Below are 16,667 nucleotides of genomic sequence, written 5' to 3' on the forward strand. Positions count from 1 at the left end.
GTTCCGGCCATCGAACAGGCCCCTGACCACGCCTTTCACGCGCGAGAGGCGGGCCGGGAGGTGGCGCCGGCCGTCGTCCGGCGCGTCGACCCGTCGCCGCACCGCTCACCCGCGGTCAGGACCAGGGCACGCCGATCCGGCGTCCGGCCAGCTCGTGCACCTCGACCTCGACGTCGAACACCTTGCGCAGCAGCTCCGGCGTCATCAGCTCCGCCGTCGGGCCCTCGGCGACCAGCCGACCCTCCCGCATCGCCACGATCCGGTCGGAGTAACAGGAGGCGACGTTGACGTCGTGCACGACGAGGACCACGGTGCGGCCGAGCTCGTCGGCCATAGCGCGCAGCATCCGCATCATCTGGACGGCGTGCCGCATGTCCAGGTTGTTCAGCGGCTCGTCGAGCAGCACGTGGTCGGTGCCCTGGCACATCACCATCGCCACGTAGGCGCGCTGGCGCTGGCCGCCGGAGAGCTGGTCGAGGTGCCGGTCGGCCAGCGGACCCAGCTCGAACCACTCCATCGCCTCGTCGACCAGGCGGCGGTCCGCAGGCGTCAGCCGGCCGCCGGAGTGCGGGAAGCGACCGAAGGCGACGAGCTCGCGCACGGTCAGCCGCACCGACATCGCGTTCTCCTGGCGCAGCACGGCCAGCCGCCGCGCCAGCACCCGCCCCGGCGTCGTCGCGACGTCCATGCCGTCGACCCGCACCCGGCCGCTGTCGGCCGGCAGCAGCCGGGCGGCGACCGACAGCAGCGTCGACTTGCCCGCCCCGTTGGCGCCGATCAGCGAGGTGATGCCACCGGTCGGGATCGTCAGCGAGACGTCCTCCAGCACGCGGACGCTGCCGTAGGCCTTGGAGACGGACTCGATCTCGATCACTGGCGGGGCTCTCTGATCAGGAGGGCGATGAAGACGATCCCGCCCACGAAGTTGACGACGATGCTGAGGCTGGAGTTGAAGCCGAACACCTGCTCCAGGACCAGCTGCCCGCCGGCCAGCGCGAGCAGCGCCAGCAGGCCAGCCCCGGGCAGCACCCAGGCGTGCCGGTGGGTGCCGAGCAGCTGGCGGGCCAGGTTGGCCACCAGCAGGCCGAGGAAGGTGATCGGCCCGACCAGCGCGGTGGCGACGGCGACGAGGACGGCGACGGCCAGCAGCGCCCGGTCGACCACCCTGCGGTGCTCGACGCCCAGGCCGACGGCGGTGTCCCGGCCGAGTGCGACGACGTCCAGCCCGGGGAGCAGCCGCCAGACCCCGGCGGTGACCAGCGCGACGACGACCGCGGACAGTGCCAGCATCTGCCGGTCGACGGAGTTGAAGCTGGCGAAGAGCAGGTCCTGCAGGGTGAGGAACTCGTTGGGGTCGATCAGCCGGGACACCAGCAGCGTGAGGCTGGTGAACGTCGAGCCGAGGACGACGCCGAGCAGCACGAGCACGTACACGTCGCGCTCGGTGCGGCCGAACAGCGACCGGTACAGGACGGCGCCGAAGCCGATCAGCACGACCACCTCGACGGCGAAGCGCAGCCGCGGGTCGGTGGTGGTGACGGTGGCGGCGCCGAGGAAGAACACCCCGACCGTCTGGATCAGCACGAACAGCCGGTCGAACCCCATGATCTCCGGGGTCAGGACCCGGTTGTTCGTGACCGTCTGGAAGAGCACGGTGGAGACCGCCACGGCCACGGCGACCACGGCCATCGCGGCCAGCCGGCGGCCGCGCTGCTGCAGGGCGTAGTCCCAGGAGCCGGTGACGTCGACGGTCAGGAACGCGGCGACGACGGCCAGGGTGAGGACGCCGAGGACGACCAGCGTGCGCCGGCGCCGGGTGGCCTGCTGCGGCGCGGTGAGCACGGCCGTCATCAGAACGCCCGCTTCCGGGCGCGCAGCAGCAGCCAGATGAACAGCACGCCGCCGACGACGCCGCCGATCATCCCGACCGGCACCTCGTACGGGTACCGGATGGTGCGGGCCAGGACGTCGCAGACCAGCACGAACGCCGCGCCGGTCAGCGCGGTCACCGGCAGCACCCGGCGCAGGGCGTCGCCCATCGCCAGCGTGACCAGGTTGGGGACGACGAGGCCGAGGAAGGGGATCGAGCCGACGCTGACCACGACGACCGCGGTGACGATCGAGGCGATGGCCAGGCCGACCATGACGACGCGGGTGTAGGGGACGCCGAGGTTGACCGCGAAGCTCTCGCCCATGCCGGCGACGGAGAACCGGTCGGCCCACAGGTAGGCGACCACGGTGGCGGCCAGCACCAGCCAGAGCAGCTCGTAGCGACCGGCCAGGACGCCGGAGAAGTCGCCGTTCATCCACACGTCGATCGACTGCAGCAGGTCGAAGCGGTAGGCCAGGAAGGTCGTCGCCGCGCTCACCACGCCGCCGAGCAGGATGCCGACCAGCGGGACCACCACGACGTCGGTGAGGACCATCCGCTGCAGCAGCCGGACGAAGAGCGCGGTGCCGGCCAGTGCGAACAGCACGCCGATCGTCATCTTGCCGAGCACCGACGTCCCGCCGAACGACAGCGTCGCGACGACGATGCCCAACCCCACCCACTCCGTCGTCCCGGCGGTCTGCGGGGAGACGAACCGGTTGCGGGTCAGGTGCATCATCACCAGCCCGGCCACCGCCATCGCCGACCCGGCCAGCAGGATCGCCAGCAGCCGCGGCACCCGGCTGGTCCACAGGACCCGGGCCTGTGCCTCGTCGGCGTCGAGCAGGTCGGCCGGCGTCAGGTCGCCGACCCCGACGAACAGGGACGCGAACGCGGCGAGGGCCAGGGCCGCCAGCGCGGCGGCGACGTGCCACCGCTGCACACCGCGGCGGCGCCGCGCCCGGGTGGGCGCGGCGCCGCTCGGTCCCTCTGCGGTGGTCGTCACGTCACTCGACCGCAGCAGCGACTTCCTCGACCATCTGCTCGACCGACGGCAGGCCGTTCGGCGCGATGTACCAGACGGACGAGTCGAGGTAGTGGACGTCGTCGTCCTGCCAGGCCGTCGTCCCCCGGACCAGATCGTTGTCGAGCACCTGCTGCGCGGCCGTGCCGGACTCGCCGATGGCGGCGTCGCGGTCGAGGACCAGCAGGATGTCAGGGTCCTTCTCCGCGATGTACTCGAAGGAGACGGCGTCGCCGTGGTCGGCGGCGGTCAGCGCCTCGTCGGTGGGGGTCAGCCCCAGCTCCTCGTAGACCAGGCCGAAGCGCGTCTCGGGGCCGTAGGCGCTGACCTCGCCGGCGTTGGTCATCACGAAGAGCGCGTCGCCGGCGCCCGCCGCGGTCTCCCGCACCTCGGCGACCCGCTGGTCCAGGGCGGCCAGCCGGTCGGCGACCGCGTCCTCCTGGCCGAAGACCTCCGCGAGCGTGGTCACCCGCTCCTCGAAGGAGGCCAGGAAGTCGCCGTTGTCGACGGTGAGGTCGATGGTGGGGGCGATCTCGGCGAGCTCCGGGTACACCGAGGCCGAGCGCCCCCCGACGATGATCAGGTCGGGCTCGAGGGCGTTGACCGCCTCGTAGTCCGGCTCGAACAGCGAGCCGACCTTGGCGTACTCGTCCCCGCCGTACTGCGCCAGCGACTCCGGGTAGGTCGCCTCCGGCACGCCGGCCACCTCGACGCCGAGGCTGTCCAGGGTCGACAGGACGCCGACGTCGAACACGACGACCGTCTGCGGGTCGGCCGGGACGGCGGTCTCGCCCTGCGCGTGGGGAACTGTGACCTCGGCGGACTCCGAGGACGCCTCGGCGGTGGTGTCCTCGCTGCCGCCGCAGGCGCTGACGGCGAGGGCGGTGGCCACGGTGAGGGAGAGGGCGGCCAGCGGCCGGGAGGGCGTGCGCATCGTGCTCCTGACAGGGAAGGCTTGCCTTACTGAGGTGTGCCTAACCTGCCACAGGCCCTGTTGCAGGTGTCAACCAGCCCCCCGGGGGCAGGGGAGGGTCCATGGAGACACGCACCCTGGGGTCCCTGTCCGTCCCGGCCATGGGGCTGGGCTGCATGGGGATGAGCGAGTTCTACGGCACCGGTGACCAGGCGGAGGCCGAGCGCACCATCCGGCGGGCGCTGGACCTCGGCGTCACGTTCCTCGACACCGCCGACATGTACGGCCCGTTCACCAACGAGCGGCTGGTCGGCGCGGCCATCGCGGGCCGCCGCGACGAGGTGGTGCTGGCGACCAAGTTCGGGAACGAGCGCGGCGAGGACGGCTCCTTCCTCGGCATCAACGGCCGGCCGGACTACGTGCGCCGGGCCTGCGACGCCTCGCTGCAGCGGCTCGGCGTCGACGTCATCGACCTCTACTACCAGCACCGCGTGGACCCCGAGGTCCCGATCGAGGACACCTGGGGCGCCATCCGCGAGCTGGTCGAGGCCGGCAAGGTCCGGTTCGCCGGCATCTCCGAGGCCGCCCCCGAGACCATCCGCCGGGCGCACGCCGTCCAGTCGGTCGCGGCGGTCCAGACGGAGTACTCGCTGTGGAGCCGCGACCCGGAGGAGAACGGGGTGCTGGCCACCTGCGCCGAACTCGGCATCGGCTTCGTCGCCTACTCGCCGATCGGCCGTGGCTTCCTGTCCGGGCAGATCCGCAGCGTCGAGGACCTCGCGCCCGACGACTTCCGCCGCGCCAACCCGCGCTTCCAGGGCGAGGCCTTCGAGCAGAACCTGCGGCTGGTCGACCGGGTGCGCGAGATCGCCGACGAGAAGGGCGTGACGGCGTCCCAGCTCGCACTGGCGTGGGTGATGGCGCAGGGCGGCCGCGACGGGAACCCGGCCGTCGTCCCGATCCCGGGCACCAAGCGGGTGGCCTACCTGGAGGAGAACGCCGCCGCTGCCGACGTCCGGCTCTCCGACGACGACGTGCGCCGCCTCGGCGAGGCCGCACCCCTCGGCGCCGCGGTCGGCGACCGCTACCCGGACATGTCCAGCGTCCACCGCTGACGGCCTTCCTGCAGGGTCCCGCCGCGAGCCTGCGAGTGGTGGGGGGCAGGAGGGTCCTTCTTCAGGCGACGGCGGCGGCGCGGGGAGGGGTGCTGACGACGCCGAGGACGTCGGCGACGTGCGCGCGGGCCGCGGCGGCGAGCCGGGCACCGGCGTCGGCCCACGCGTCGCGGACGTCGCGGGCGGGCCAGCCGGGCGGCTGCAGGGCCACGGGCAGCAGCGGATCACCGGCGAGGACCGCCCGCGTCTCGGCGCGCAGCCGCAGGTGCAGGCCGAGCGCGGCAGGGCCGTCGGGGGTGCCCGCTGCACCGGAGGCACGCAGCCGGTCGAGCACCCGGGTCCAGCCGGCGGCGAGCCGGGGGAGGTCCCAGCAGCGGGCGGCCAGCTCGCCGTCGGACAGCCGCGGGTCGGCGACCGAGGCGGTCAGCAGGTCCAGCCGGGAGGTGCGCTCGCCGGCGAGCTCGGCGTGCACCTCGTCGAGGGCCGAGCGGTGCGGGGAGACCCACGTGGCCGGGGCCAGCGGGCCGAACCCGGCCCGCGCCAGGCCCCGGCGGACGCGCTCGCGGGCGGCCCGGTCGGTCTCCGGGACGGAGTAGACGACCATCCGCCACTGCCCGTCCCACGGCGCGAGCCGGCGCTCGATCCGCTCCTGCTGCGCGGTGACCGCCTCCCGCAGCGGCGCCGCCGGCGCGCACAGCGTCTCCCGCCCGCGCCGGACCGCCGTCAGCCAGCCCGTCCGCCGCAGCGCGGCCACGGCGACCCGCGTGCTGGGCTCGGCGACCCCGCAGGCGGCGAGCAGCCCGACCAGCGCCTGCAGCGGCACCGGTTCACCGGTCACGGCGTCCAGGTGCTCGGCGCACAGGTCGACCAGGAGGTCGCGCACGGTCATGCCCTCCACGATCCCCCACGCCCGCCACCGGGGGACCTGGCCGGTCACCGCGGCCGCTCCGCCGGCCGGCACGGGAGGATGGGGACGTGCGACCCGCCGTCCCCTCCTCCCGGCCGTGCCGATGACGCCCGCCCTCGCCTGGTCCGCGACGGCGGTCGCCGTCCTCGTGGCGCTCGCCGGCCTGGCCTCGACGGTCGCCCGCCGGCGGATCGGCCTGGTGCACCTGGCCGGTGCCGCGGTGCTCGAGGTGCTGCTCGTCGTGCAGGCCGTCGTCGCGACGGTGGCGCTGGCCGGCGGACAGCGGCCCCCGGAGACGGCGACCTTCGTCGGCTACCTCGCCGGCGTGGTGCTCCTGCCGGTCGCGGGGGTGCTCTGGTCGCGTACCGAGCCCAGCCGCTGGGCGGGCACGGTGCTGGCCGTGACCAGTCTGGTCACCGTCGTGATGGTCTGGCGGCTGGTCCAGCTGTGGGAGGCCCCGGGTGCCTGACCCCGTGGGGGGACAGCCGTCGGGCACCGCGGCGGGCGGGACGGCGGCCGGGCCCGGGCGGGTGCTGGTCGCCGTCTACGCGGTCTTCGCCCTGGCCGCCGGAGCGCGTGCCACGGTGCAGTTGGCCACCCGCTTCGGCGAGGCGCCGGTGGCCTACCTGCTCTCCGCCCTCGCCGCGGCGGTGTACGTGGTCGCCACCGTCGGGCTGGCCCGCGGTGGGCGGGCCGGACGGCGGACGGCGGTCGTCGCCTGCTCGGTCGAGCTCGCCGGCGTGCTCGTGGTCGGCGCCCTGTCGGTGCTCGACCCGGCCGCCTTCCCCGACGAGACCGTCTGGTCGGCGTTCGGCCGCGGCTACGGATTCGTCCCGCTGGTGCTGCCGGTGCTGGGCCTGCTGTGGCTGCGGCGCCAGGGACGGGTCGCCGGCGGTCCCGGCCGGGCCTGACCTCCTCCCTGCCGGGAGGAGGGTTCAGAAGTCGCCGCCGCCGAAGTCCCCGCCGCCGAAGTCGCCTCCGCCGTAGTCACCGCCGTAGTCGCCGTAGCCGTTGTCGGCGCCCCCGGCGAAGTCGGCACCCGGGTCGCCGCCGTAGCCGCCGTCGGCCGCGGCGTAGTCACCGCCGGGGTCACCGCCGCCGTCCGTGCCGTCGGCGTACCCCTCGGCGTAGGCCTCCTCGTCGCCGCCGCCGAAGAGCCCGCCGTCGCCGAGGCCGGTGTCGAAGAGGGCGTCGGCCACCGCCGTCCCGATCACCAGGCCGCCGACGGTGCCGAGCAGGCTGCCGCCCAGCGAGCTGCCGAAGCCGCCCATCCGGGGCCCGTAGCCGCCGCCGTAGCCGGGGCCGTAGCCACCCCCGTAGCCGGGGCCGTAGCCACCCCCGTGGCCGCCCCCGCCGAAGCCGCCACCGAAGGCCCGCTCCAGCGTCCCGGGCTGGCGCAGCTCGGCGCGGGTGGCCACCCGGGCGAGGGTCTGCGGGTCGTCGGCCCGGGGCCGCTCGGACGCCGGGACCGCGGCCGCGAGCTGGGTGAGCACCTCCTGCCGCTGCTGCTGGGTGAGCTGGGAGAAGGCCTCGGCGTGCGCCTGCTCGATCTGGTCGGGCGGCGCGGTGCGCAGCAGGTAGCGGTAGCGCTCGATCGCCTGCTGGTCGTCCACCGGAGCGCGCTGCCCCGAGGAGGTCGGGGGCGGGGGCGGTGGCGCGGGCGGCGCGTACCCGTCGTACTGGGGCTCCGGTGCACGACGCCGGCCGAAGAGCCGGTCGAGCAGTCCCATGTCGTCTCCCTCCCGAGATCGTCACGGGGGAGTGCCCGCCCGGACGGCCCGCACACCTCGGCGGCGTCCTGTGCCGCGCACCCGTCCGGATGACCGCCCGGCGGGTGGCGCCCGGGAGCAGGCGGGCGACGGAGCTGGGACAACGGTTAGATTCGTCCGCGTGCGACCGGAGGGCCAGCAGACCAGGGGCTCGACCACGCCCCCTCCGGGTGACCTCGCCTTCGGCGCCGGGCCCGCCCACGACGGCGTCCCGGTCGCGGCCCGGGCGGCGATGGCCGAGGCCGCCTCGCCGGCCGGCGAGGTGCCCGCGGACCAGCAGGCCGGGATCGTCACCGCCGCCAGCGCGGTCGTCTCCGAGCACCGCGGGGACGGCGCGGCCTCGACCGCCCTGCCCGCCGTGCTGTCCGACGTCCCGGTCGCGGTCCTGCTCATCGACCAGGAGTCCGGGTCGGTCACCTACGCCAACACCGCCGCGACGGAGATGGCCGGCAACGTGCACCTGCCGGTCGACATCGACACCTGGGGCGCCTCGGTCGGGCTCACCGACCTCGGCGGCGCCCCGCTGGCCCGCACCACCGGCCCGCTGTCGCTGGTGGCACAGGGCCAGCCGGTCACCGGCGAGGCGGTCCGCCTGCAGCCGGCCCGCAGCACCGACGCCGACCGCGCCCGCGGCGACGACCGCCGTGAGGACCGGCTGATGTGGGTGACCGGCTTCCCGCTGTCGCAGCCGGGCAACAGCCAGCAGCTGTCCCTGGTGGTCTTCCTCGAGGTCGAGGGGGTCAGCGGTGGCGGGGACGCCGAGGCCGAGCTGCAGGCGCTGCGCGAGCGGGCCGTCGTCGCCACCGACATCGCCTTCACGATCACCGACCCGCGCGAGCCGGACGACCCGCTGGTCTGGGTCAACCCCTCGTTCACCCGCATCACCGGCTACTCCTACGAGGAGTCCGTGGGCCGCAACTGCCGGTTCCTGCAGGGGCCGGCGACCGACCTGGCCGCCGTCGCCAGCATCCGGACGGCGCTGGCCGCCCAGGAGGCGGTGACCGTCGTCCTGCTCAACCACCGTCGCGACGGCACCGCCTTCTGGAACCAGCTCTCCATCAGCCCGGTCTTCGACGGCGAGGGCGAGCTGGTCAGCTTCGTCGGGGTGCAGACCGACGTCACCGAGCGGGTGCGGGTCGAGTCCGAGCGCGAGGCCGCCTTCGCCGCCGAGCAGAACGCCCGGCAGGAGGCCGAGCAGGCCCGCGCGGTCGCCGAGCAGGCGCAGCGGGCCGCCGAGGAGGCGCAGGGCCGCCTCGCGCTCATGGCCGAGGCGACCAGCTCCCTCATCGCCACGCTCGACGCCGGCGACCTGCTCGACCGGCTGGCCACCCTGTGCGTGCCCACGCTGGCCGACTGGGTGGTCATCACGGTCGTCGACGAGTCCGACGAGGTGCACGAGGTGGTCGTGCGCGACCGCGAGCGGCAGCGCACCGAGGTGCGCCGCTTCGAGGCCGGGCACGCCCTGCGACTGCCGGCGGGGTCCCCGAGCCAGCGCGCCATCACCTCGTCGCGGACGGTGCTGGTCGAGCGGCTGCCCGAGCGGCTCGACGACGCGATCGCGTCCCCGGTGGCCCAGGAGGTCGCCGGGCGGCTCGGTGCGGTGACGTCGCTGAGCACGCCGATGGTGGCGCGCCGCCGCACCCGCGGGGCGATCACCCTCGTGCGCACCTCCTCGTACCGGCCGTTCACGCCGGAGGACGTCGGCCTGGCCGAGGACCTCGCCCGACGGGCGGCGCTGGTCATGGACAACGTGCGGCTCTACCAGCAGGAGCACGCCGTCGCCGACACGCTGCAGCGCTCCCTGCTGCCGGACCTGCCCACCCTCCCCGGCGTGACCGCGGCCGCGCACTACGTCAGCGCCTCGACCGCCGCCGACGTCGGCGGGGACTTCTACGACCTGCTGCAGCTGCCCGACGGCTCGGTCGGGATGGTGGTGGGGGACGTCGGTCACGACGTCGCCGCCGCGGCCGCGATGGGACACCTGCGCGGGCTCATCCGCGCCTGCATGTGGGAGGCCCCCGACCCGCACCCGAGCACCGTGCTCACCCGGGTGGACCGGCTCGTGCAGGGTCTGCGGGTCGCCTCGCTGGCCACGATGGCCTACCTGCACGCCGTCCCCCCGGCCGAGCCGGGCGGGCCGTGGCGGGCCCGGCTGGCCAACGCCGGCCACCCGCCGCTGCTGCTGCGCTCGCCCGACGGCGCGGTGCGCCCGATCGACGGCGTCACCGGCCTGCTCGTGGGGGTCGACGTCGACGCCGAGCGGACCGCGCTGACGGTCGACCTGCCGGCCGGGTCGACGGTCGTCGGCTACACCGACGGGCTGGTCGAGACGCCGGGTTCCGACCTCGACCAGGGCATCGCCGCGTTGGTCGAGCGGCTGTCGGCCACGCCGGCCGACGCCTCGCCCCGCGAGCTGTGCGACGCCGCCGTCAGCGGCACCCTCGACGGCCGCGACGACGTCGCGCTGATCGCCGTCCGCTTCGGCTGAAGGACCCCCCTGCCCCCACCGCTCGCACGCTCGCGGCGGGACCCTGCAGGGGGGCCGTGCAGGCTCGCGGCGGGACCCCCTCGGCCCGGGACGGGGCCGGGACCTCAGCCGGCGCCCTCCGCCAGGCCGTAGCGGCCGCGGTGGAACAGCAGCGGCCGGCGGTCCGGGTCGGCGCCGAGGTCGAGCACCCGGGCGGCGACGATCGTGTGGTCCCCGCCGTCGTACTCGGCCCAGAGCGTGCAGTCGATCCAGGCGACGACGTCGTCGAGGACCGGTGAGCCGTGCGGGCTCGGCCGCCAGGCCACCCCGGCGAACTTGTCGGCGCCCGAGCGGGCGAAGGCCGCCGACAGGCCGGACTGGTCCTCGGCGAGGACGTTGACGCAGAACCGGCCGATGTCGCGCAGCCGCGGCCAGGTGGTCGAGGTGCGGGCCGGCGCGAGGGCCACCAGCGGCGGGTCCAGCGACAGCGAGCTGAACGACTGGCAGGTGAAGCCGAGCGGGCCCGCGCCGTCGTCCGCGGTGACCACGGTGACCCCGGAGGCGAAGTGCCCGAGGACGTCGCGCATGACCTGTGGGTCGACCGCCTCACCCGGTCCGCTCACGCAGGGCTCCCGGCCGCGGCCCGCGGGACCGAGCGTCCCCCGGCCCGGTACAGCGAGCTCGGCAGCTCGTGTCCCACGGCCCCCTCGGCGACCCGGGCCGCGGCCAGCAGCGCATCGAGGTCGATCCCGGTGGCCACCTCGGAGTCCTCCAGCCAGTAGACGAGCTCCTCGGTGGCGATGTTGCCGCTGGCGCCGGGCGCGAACGGGCACCCGCCCAGCCCACCCACCGAGGCGTCGAGCTGGGTGACGCCGGCCTGCACGGCGGCGAGGGCGTTGGCCTGCCCGGTGCCGCGGGTGTCGTGGAAGTGGACGGCGACCGGCGTGCCGGGGCAGGCGCGGCGGACAGCGTCGAGCAGGCGGACCACCCGCGCCGGCGTCGTCGTCCCGATGGTGTCGCCCAGGCAGAGGGCGTCGGCGCCGGCGGTGACCGCCGCGCGGCAGACGTCGACGGTGCGCGCGATCGGGGTCCGCCCGTCGAAGGGGCAGTCCCAGGCGGTGGCGACGACGACCTCCAGCGAGCCGCCCGCCCCGTGCGCGAGCGCCGCGACCTCCCCGACGCCGGCGAGCGCCTCGGCGGTGGAGCGGCCGGCGTTGGCGCGGCTGTGGCCGTCGGTGGCGGAGACGACCAGCTCCAGCTCGGCGATGCCGGCGTCGACGGCGCGGACCGCCCCCCGGGGGTTGGCCACCAGCGCCGACCAGTGCACACCCGGCCAGCGGGACAGCTCGGCGGCGACCCGGTCGGCGTCGCCCAGCGCCGGGACGGCTCTGGGCGAGACGAACGACGTCACCTCGATCCGGCGGACGCCGGTGGCCACCAGTGCGTCGAGCATGGCCAGCTTGGCCTCGAGCGGGACCGGCGCCTCGAGCTGCAGGCCGTCGCGCATGCCCACCTCGCGGACGTCGACCGCCGTCGGGAGCACCAGGTCGAAGTCCGTCGACACGATCGTTCCCCTCACCTGCGCGGTTCTGTCATCCGATGGGTCCATCCTGCCCCGTGGGGTGGTTCCACGTGGAACCCGACGGGAAGTAAGGAGTATCGGGGACGACCCGGATGACTGAGGGGGAGGAAACGGAGGAGCACCGTGTTCGACGCCGAGGCCGAGCCCGTGGGCACCCTGCCCCCCGCCGACGTGGGCAGCGCCTTCACGAACTCGCCGATGGGTGTGGCCCTGGCGACGCCGGACGGGGTGTTCCTCGCGGCCAACGCCACCCTCGGCGAGCTGCTCGGCGTCCCCCCGGAGGAGCTGCGCGGCGCGACGCTGTTCGCCGTCATCCACCCCGAGGACCTGGGCGGCGCGGTGCCCGTGTGGCAGCAGCTGCGGGACCACCGCGGCCGGGTGCGGCACGAGTGCCGGGTGCTGCGGCCCGACGGTGCGGTCGTCCCGGTGCAGGTGACGGTGTCGTGGGTGGACGGTGCGACCGCGGCCGACCCGCCGCACCTGGTGATGGTGATCGAGGACGTGACCGACCGGAAGGAGCTGGAGGCGCGCCTGCTGCACCTGTCGGCACACGACCCGCTCACCGGCCTGCCCAACCGGCTGCTCTTCCACGACCGGCTGCGCCACGCGCTCGAGCGCGGGCACCGCGAGCACACGCCCACCTGCGTGCTGGTGCTCGACCTCGACGGCTTCAAGGCGGTCAACGACGAGCACGGACACCCGACCGGCGACGCCGTCCTGGTGGCGGTGGCCGAGCGCCTCACCGGGGTCCTGCGCGCCAGCGACACCGCCGCCCGGCTGGGTGGCGACGAGTTCGCCGTCGTCTGCGAGAACACCGAGCGGGCCGACGCCGAGCGCCTCGCGGTACGGCTGCAGGAGGTGCTGCCCGCCACCCTGACCGTCGGCGGCACGACCGTGCGGGTCGGGCTGAGCATCGGCATCGGCTCGATCGACGGCGGCACGGAACCGGAGCAGGCCCAGGAGGCGGTCGTGCGCCAGGCCGACGCGGCGATGTACGCCGACAAGGCCCGTCGCCGCTGACCCGCGCCGCCGACCCGCCGCCGACCCGCCGCCGGACCGGCGGAGCCGTCGGTCCGGCGTCCGGGTCAGGGGCGGGAAGAGGTCCAGCCGACCGTGGCGGGCAGCCGGCTGAACACCGCGGTGAGCACCGGCAGGGGCAGCGCGAGCGCCAGGAAGAAGAGCAGGCCCCCGACGTCGTCCGCGCCCAGCGTGCCGGCCGCGGCCGCGAGCGCGAGGAAGAGCACGACCACCGCGGCCAGCGCGGAGGCGAACAGCACCAGGGGGGAGCGCCGGCCCAGCAGCCGGACGCCGCCGGTGATCAGCCCGGCCGCGCACGGCAGGCCGAGCAGCAACGTGGTCGTCGCCGGGTCGCCCTCTCCGCCGACGGTCAACGCCAGGAGGAACAGCGACACCACCACCGTCAGGCCGCCGGTGACGAACCCGAGGACGGCCGCCGCGGTCGCCACCCCGGGACGGCCGGGACCGGCCGGCCAGGCCGGCGGCGCCGTCGGGACCCCCCAGCCGAACCCGTAGCCGGGGCCATAGCCGGGGCCATAGCCGGGGCCATAGCCGGGGCCATAGCCGGGGCCATAGCCAGAGCCGTAGCCGGGTGGCGGACCGTACGGGAGGGCGTGACCTGACGCCGGCAGGCCGTGGGTGGGCGGGAGCGCGTACCCGTACGGCTGCGCTGCCGGGCCACCCGCCGTCCCCGGGGGGACGGCCTCCCAGTCCTGCTCGTACCGCTGCCCGGTCATGCCCGACAGTCCGCCGACGCCGCGGGCGTCCGCCCTGCTCCGGGCCGTGTCGCTCGCCCGGAGGGGGCAGATCCGATCGCGGGGTCAGCCGTCCCAGCGGGCGACGACGTGGGTGAAGGCGGCCGCGGCCTGCTCCAGCTCGGCGAGCTCGACGTACTCGTCCCGCGCGTGCATCACCGCGGGCGTGCCCGGGCCCCAGACGACGATCGGGGCACCGCCGACCACCCGGACCAGCACCGAGGCGTCGGTGAAGTAGGTGGCCGGCGTGCTCCGTGCCGGCGCGGGGAGGGTGGCCACCCACGGGTCGTCGGCGGGCGTCCCGACCGGCGGCAGGTCCACGCGCACCTCGACGTCGGCCACCTCGGGCTGGTCCCGCCACCAGGCCAGCAGGTCACCGCCCTCGGTGACCGTGCGCATGTCGACGACGACCTCCGCGCGGTCGGGGACGACGTTGGGCACCGTCCCGCCGGTCACGACGCCGGGGTTCCACGTCTCGGTGCCGAGGAACGGGTCGGTGCGGAAGGGCAGGGCGCCGCCGGCCCGCGCGAGGACGGCGACCAGGTCGAGCACCGCGTTGTGCCCGCGCTCGGGGGTGCTGCCGTGCGCGGCCCGCCCGGCGGTGCGCACGGCGAGCCACAGCGCGCCCTTGTGGCCGAGGACCACCTGGTTGCCTGTCGCCTCGGGGACGACCACCGCGCCGATCGGCTGCTCGGCGACGGCGGCCGCGGCGGCCGCGGCACCCTTCGAGCCGATCTCCTCGTCGCTGGTCAGCAGGAGCGCGACCGGCGTCTGCGGGTCCGCGGCCGCGAGCGCCGCCGCGGCGGCCACCACCCCGGCCTTCATGTCGCTGCCGCCGCGCCCCCACACCCGGCCCCCGTCGAGGTCGGCGCCGAAGGGGTCGCGCTGCCAGGCGCCGGCGTCGGGCACCGGCACGGTGTCGACGTGGCAGGCCAGCAGCAGCTGCCGGCGGCCGGGGTCGGCCGGGGTCCGCAGCAGCCGCCACGGGTGGTCCGGGTCGCGCCCCTCGGTCACCAGCAGGTGCGGCGCGCGCTCGCGCAGCACCTCGGTGAGGCCGCCGAGCAGGTCCTGCTGGGCGGCGGCGTCCCCCGAGACGGTGGTGCGGCCGACCAGCTCGCGCACCAGGGCGGTCACGTCCAGGGCCGTGTCGTCAGGGGCAGGGCTCGCCGTCGTCATCCCCCGATCCTGCCCCGGTCCGTGCAACTCCGCGGAAGTGCACCGTGCACCTCCGCGGAAGTGCACCGGCGGGGCTCAGGCGCCGAGGGCGGCGCCGACGACGGCGCGGGCCTCCTCCTGCACGCGGGCGAGGTGGTCGGGTCCCTTGAACGACTCGGCGTAGACCTTGTAGACGTCCTCGGTCCCCGACGGGCGGGCGGCGAACCAGGCGTTCTCCGTGACCACCTTCAGCCCGCCGATCGACGCGCCGTTGCCCGGAGCGCTGGTCAGCTTGGCGGTGATCGCCTCGCCGGCCAGCTCGGTGGCGGTGACGTCGGACGGCGACAGCTTCCCCAGCGCCGCCTTCTGCTCGCGGGACGCCGGCGCGTCCACCCGGGCGTAGGCCGACTCCCCGTACCGCCCGACCAGGTCGGCGTGCAGCTGGGACGGCGACCGTTCCGTCACGGCCTGGATCTCCGAGGCGAGCAGCGCCAGCAGGACGCCGTCCTTGTCCGTCGTCCACACCCCGCCGTCGCGGCGCAGGAACGACGCCCCCGCCGACTCCTCACCCCCGAACCCGACCGACCCGTCGAGCAGCCCGGGCACGAACCACTTGAACCCGACCGGCACCTCCACCAGGCGGCGGCCGAGGCCCTCGACCACCCGGTCGATCAGCGACGAGGACACCAGCGTCTTGCCGACGGCGACCCCGGCGCCCCACTCGGGCCGGTGCGCGAACAGGTAGGAGATGGCGACGGCGAGGAAGTGGTTGGGGTTCATCAGCCCGGCGTCGGGGGTGACGATGCCGTGCCGGTCGGCGTCGGCGTCGTTGCCCGTGGCGACGGCGTAGTCGGCCCGCTTGCCGATCAGCGAGGCCATGGCCGAGGGCGAGGAGCAGTCCATCCGGATCTTGCCGTCCCAGTCCAGCGTCATGAACCGCCAGGTGGGGTCGACCAGCGGGTTGACCACGGTGAGGTCGAGCCGGTGCCGCTCGGCGATCGCCCCCCAGTAGTCGACCGAGGCGCCGCCGAGCGGGTCGGCGCCGATGCGCACGCCGGCCGAGCGGACCGCGTCGAGGTCGAGCACGGCGGGCAGGTCGTCGACGTAGGTGCCCACGAAGTCGTACCGCTGCGCCGCGGCGTGGGCGCGGGTGAAGGGGATCCGCTGCACGCCGTCGAGGTCCGCGGCGAGCAGCTCGTTGGCCCGGTCGGCGATCGTCTTCGTCGCGTCGGTGTCGGCCGGGCCGCCCGAGGGCGGGTTGTACTTGAACCCGCCGTCACGGGGCGGGTTGTGCGACGGGGTGACGACGATGCCGTCGGCCAGGCCGTTGGTCCTGCCGCGGTTGGCGGCGAGGATCGCGTGGCTGACCGCCGGGGTGGGCGTGTACCGGCCGGCGGCGTCGACCAGGACGGTCACGTCGTTGGCGGCGAGCACCTCCAGCGCCGAGGCCCACGCCGGCTCGGACAGCGCGTGGGTGTCACGGCCGACGAACAGCGGCCCGTCGTAGCCCTGTGCCGCGCGGTACTCGCAGATGGCCTGGGTCGTGGCCAGGATGTGCGCCTCGTTGAACGCGGCGTCGAACGACGACCCGCGGTGCCCGGAGGTCCCGAAGGACACCCGCTGCCCCGGGTCGGCCGGGTCGGGCACCAGCGTGTAGTAGGCGGTCACCAGCGAGGCGACGTCGACCAGGTCGGCAGGGGAGGCCGGCTGGCCGGCGCGGGGATCGGTCACGGCGTCGATCCTGGCCCGTCGCACCGCCCGATGGCGAACCCGACGGCGTCAGTGGACCCGGGCGGTCGTGCGGCGGACCCGCAACCCGTCCAGCAGCAGCCCGGCGGCCAGCGCGGCCCCGGCGCCCTCCCCGGCCCGCAGCCGGAGGTCGAGCAGCGGCTCGAGGCCCAGCGCCTGCAGCACCAGGTCGTGCCCGCGCTCGCGGCTGCGCTGGCCCGCGACCAGGCCGGCCTGGGCACCGGGCTCGAGCAGGACGGCGGCCAGCGCGGCCACCGAGACGGCGAACCCGTCCAGGACGACGGCGGTGCCGGCCTCCGCGGCACCGAGCACCACCCCGGCCAGCACGGTGAGCTCCGGGCCGC

17 protein-coding genes are annotated in these 16,667 nt (G+C 75.5%); 5 read left to right on the forward strand and 12 right to left on the reverse strand.

What is annotated here, in order from left to right:
• Nucleotides 1–115 precede the first annotated feature (115 nt).
• The 4 genes from ABQ292_RS22525 to ABQ292_RS22540 are packed head-to-tail and all read right to left on the reverse strand — an operon-like array spanning nt 116 to nt 3,828.
• Nucleotides 116–874: an iron ABC transporter ATP-binding protein gene (locus ABQ292_RS22525; RefSeq protein ID WP_369209947.1), complete on the reverse strand. Its 759-nt coding sequence runs from the start codon at nt 872–874 to the stop codon at nt 116–118.
• Nucleotides 871–1,851 (reverse strand): iron chelate uptake ABC transporter family permease subunit, encoded by a 981-nt coding sequence (locus tag ABQ292_RS22530; RefSeq protein WP_369209948.1) that lies wholly within the window; start codon nt 1,849–1,851, stop codon nt 871–873. The genes ABQ292_RS22525 and ABQ292_RS22530 overlap by 4 nt, the downstream gene beginning before the upstream one ends.
• Nucleotides 1,851–2,876 carry an ABC transporter permease gene (locus ABQ292_RS22535; protein ID WP_369209949.1) on the reverse strand — a complete coding sequence of 342 codons (1,026 nt, stop codon included), beginning with the start codon at nt 2,874–2,876 and terminating at the stop codon, nt 1,851–1,853. The genes ABQ292_RS22530 and ABQ292_RS22535 overlap by 1 nt, the downstream gene beginning before the upstream one ends.
• Nucleotide 2,877: 1 nt before the next feature.
• Nucleotides 2,878–3,828, reverse strand: coding sequence for a siderophore ABC transporter substrate-binding protein (locus ABQ292_RS22540; RefSeq protein WP_369209950.1), 951 nt, complete (start codon nt 3,826–3,828; stop codon nt 2,878–2,880).
• A gap of 101 nt (nt 3,829–3,929) precedes the next feature.
• On the opposite strand from ABQ292_RS22540, the gene ABQ292_RS22545 reads away from it, so the two are divergent.
• Nucleotides 3,930–4,922 carry an aldo/keto reductase gene (locus ABQ292_RS22545; protein WP_369209951.1) on the forward strand — a complete coding sequence of 331 codons (993 nt, stop codon included), beginning with the start codon at nt 3,930–3,932 and terminating at the stop codon, nt 4,920–4,922.
• 61 nt (nt 4,923–4,983) lie between these two features.
• Here ABQ292_RS22545 and ABQ292_RS22550 read toward each other — a convergent pair whose 3' ends face one another.
• Complete coding sequence (locus tag ABQ292_RS22550) at nt 4,984–5,883, reverse strand: PaaX family transcriptional regulator C-terminal domain-containing protein (protein ID WP_369209952.1); 900 nt, start codon at nt 5,881–5,883, stop codon at nt 4,984–4,986.
• Nucleotides 5,884–5,932: 49 nt separating this feature from the next.
• On the opposite strand from ABQ292_RS22550, the gene ABQ292_RS22555 reads away from it, so the two are divergent.
• Complete coding sequence (locus tag ABQ292_RS22555) at nt 5,933–6,298, forward strand: hypothetical protein (RefSeq protein ID WP_369209963.1); 366 nt, start codon at nt 5,933–5,935, stop codon at nt 6,296–6,298.
• A complete protein-coding gene (locus tag ABQ292_RS22560; protein ID WP_369209953.1) occupies nt 6,291–6,740 on the forward strand; it encodes a hypothetical protein in 450 nt (149 codons plus the stop codon). Before ABQ292_RS22555 ends, ABQ292_RS22560 begins: the two co-directional genes overlap by 8 nt.
• A gap of 24 nt (nt 6,741–6,764) precedes the next feature.
• Here ABQ292_RS22560 and ABQ292_RS22565 read toward each other — a convergent pair whose 3' ends face one another.
• A complete protein-coding gene (locus ABQ292_RS22565) occupies nt 6,765–7,559 on the reverse strand; it encodes a hypothetical protein (protein ID WP_369209954.1) in 795 nt (264 codons plus the stop codon).
• Nucleotides 7,560–7,719: 160 nt separating this feature from the next.
• Between ABQ292_RS22565 and ABQ292_RS22570 the strand changes: the two genes are divergently transcribed.
• Nucleotides 7,720–10,086 carry a SpoIIE family protein phosphatase gene (locus tag ABQ292_RS22570; RefSeq protein ID WP_369209955.1) on the forward strand — a complete coding sequence of 789 codons (2,367 nt, stop codon included), beginning with the start codon at nt 7,720–7,722 and terminating at the stop codon, nt 10,084–10,086.
• 104 nt (nt 10,087–10,190) lie between these two features.
• Here ABQ292_RS22570 and ABQ292_RS22575 read toward each other — a convergent pair whose 3' ends face one another.
• Nucleotides 10,191–10,688, reverse strand: a complete 498-nt coding sequence (locus ABQ292_RS22575) for a flavin reductase family protein (RefSeq protein ID WP_369209956.1) — start codon at nt 10,686–10,688, stop codon at nt 10,191–10,193.
• Nucleotides 10,685–11,629 carry a hydroxymethylglutaryl-CoA lyase gene (locus ABQ292_RS22580; protein ID WP_369209957.1) on the reverse strand — a complete coding sequence of 315 codons (945 nt, stop codon included), beginning with the start codon at nt 11,627–11,629 and terminating at the stop codon, nt 10,685–10,687. The genes ABQ292_RS22575 and ABQ292_RS22580 overlap by 4 nt, the downstream gene beginning before the upstream one ends.
• A gap of 141 nt (nt 11,630–11,770) precedes the next feature.
• Between ABQ292_RS22580 and ABQ292_RS22585 the strand changes: the two genes are divergently transcribed.
• Nucleotides 11,771–12,667, forward strand: coding sequence for a diguanylate cyclase domain-containing protein (locus ABQ292_RS22585; protein WP_369209958.1), 897 nt, complete (start codon nt 11,771–11,773; stop codon nt 12,665–12,667).
• A 65-nt stretch (nt 12,668–12,732) separates the two neighbouring features.
• Here ABQ292_RS22585 and ABQ292_RS22590 read toward each other — a convergent pair whose 3' ends face one another.
• From ABQ292_RS22590 to ABQ292_RS22605, 4 genes are all read right to left on the reverse strand, one after another.
• Nucleotides 12,733–13,401: a hypothetical protein gene (locus tag ABQ292_RS22590; RefSeq protein WP_369209959.1), complete on the reverse strand. Its 669-nt coding sequence runs from the start codon at nt 13,399–13,401 to the stop codon at nt 12,733–12,735.
• Between the two features lie 84 nt (nt 13,402–13,485).
• On the reverse strand, nt 13,486–14,595 hold the full coding sequence (locus ABQ292_RS22595) for a M20 family metallopeptidase (RefSeq protein WP_369209960.1): 1,110 nt from the start codon (nt 14,593–14,595) through the stop codon (nt 13,486–13,488).
• Nucleotides 14,596–14,670: 75 nt separating this feature from the next.
• Nucleotides 14,671–16,305, reverse strand: coding sequence for a phosphoglucomutase (alpha-D-glucose-1,6-bisphosphate-dependent) (gene pgm, locus ABQ292_RS22600; RefSeq protein WP_369209961.1), 1,635 nt, complete (start codon nt 16,303–16,305; stop codon nt 14,671–14,673).
• Nucleotides 16,306–16,353: 48 nt separating this feature from the next.
• Nucleotides 16,354–16,667 (reverse strand): nicotinate-nucleotide--dimethylbenzimidazole phosphoribosyltransferase (locus ABQ292_RS22605; protein ID WP_369209962.1); only part of this gene is annotated, 314 nt, incomplete at its 5' end.

It is taken from the genome of Geodermatophilus maliterrae (assembly GCF_041018925.1).
Taxonomy (GTDB): domain Bacteria; phylum Actinomycetota; class Actinomycetes; order Mycobacteriales; family Geodermatophilaceae; genus Geodermatophilus; species Geodermatophilus maliterrae.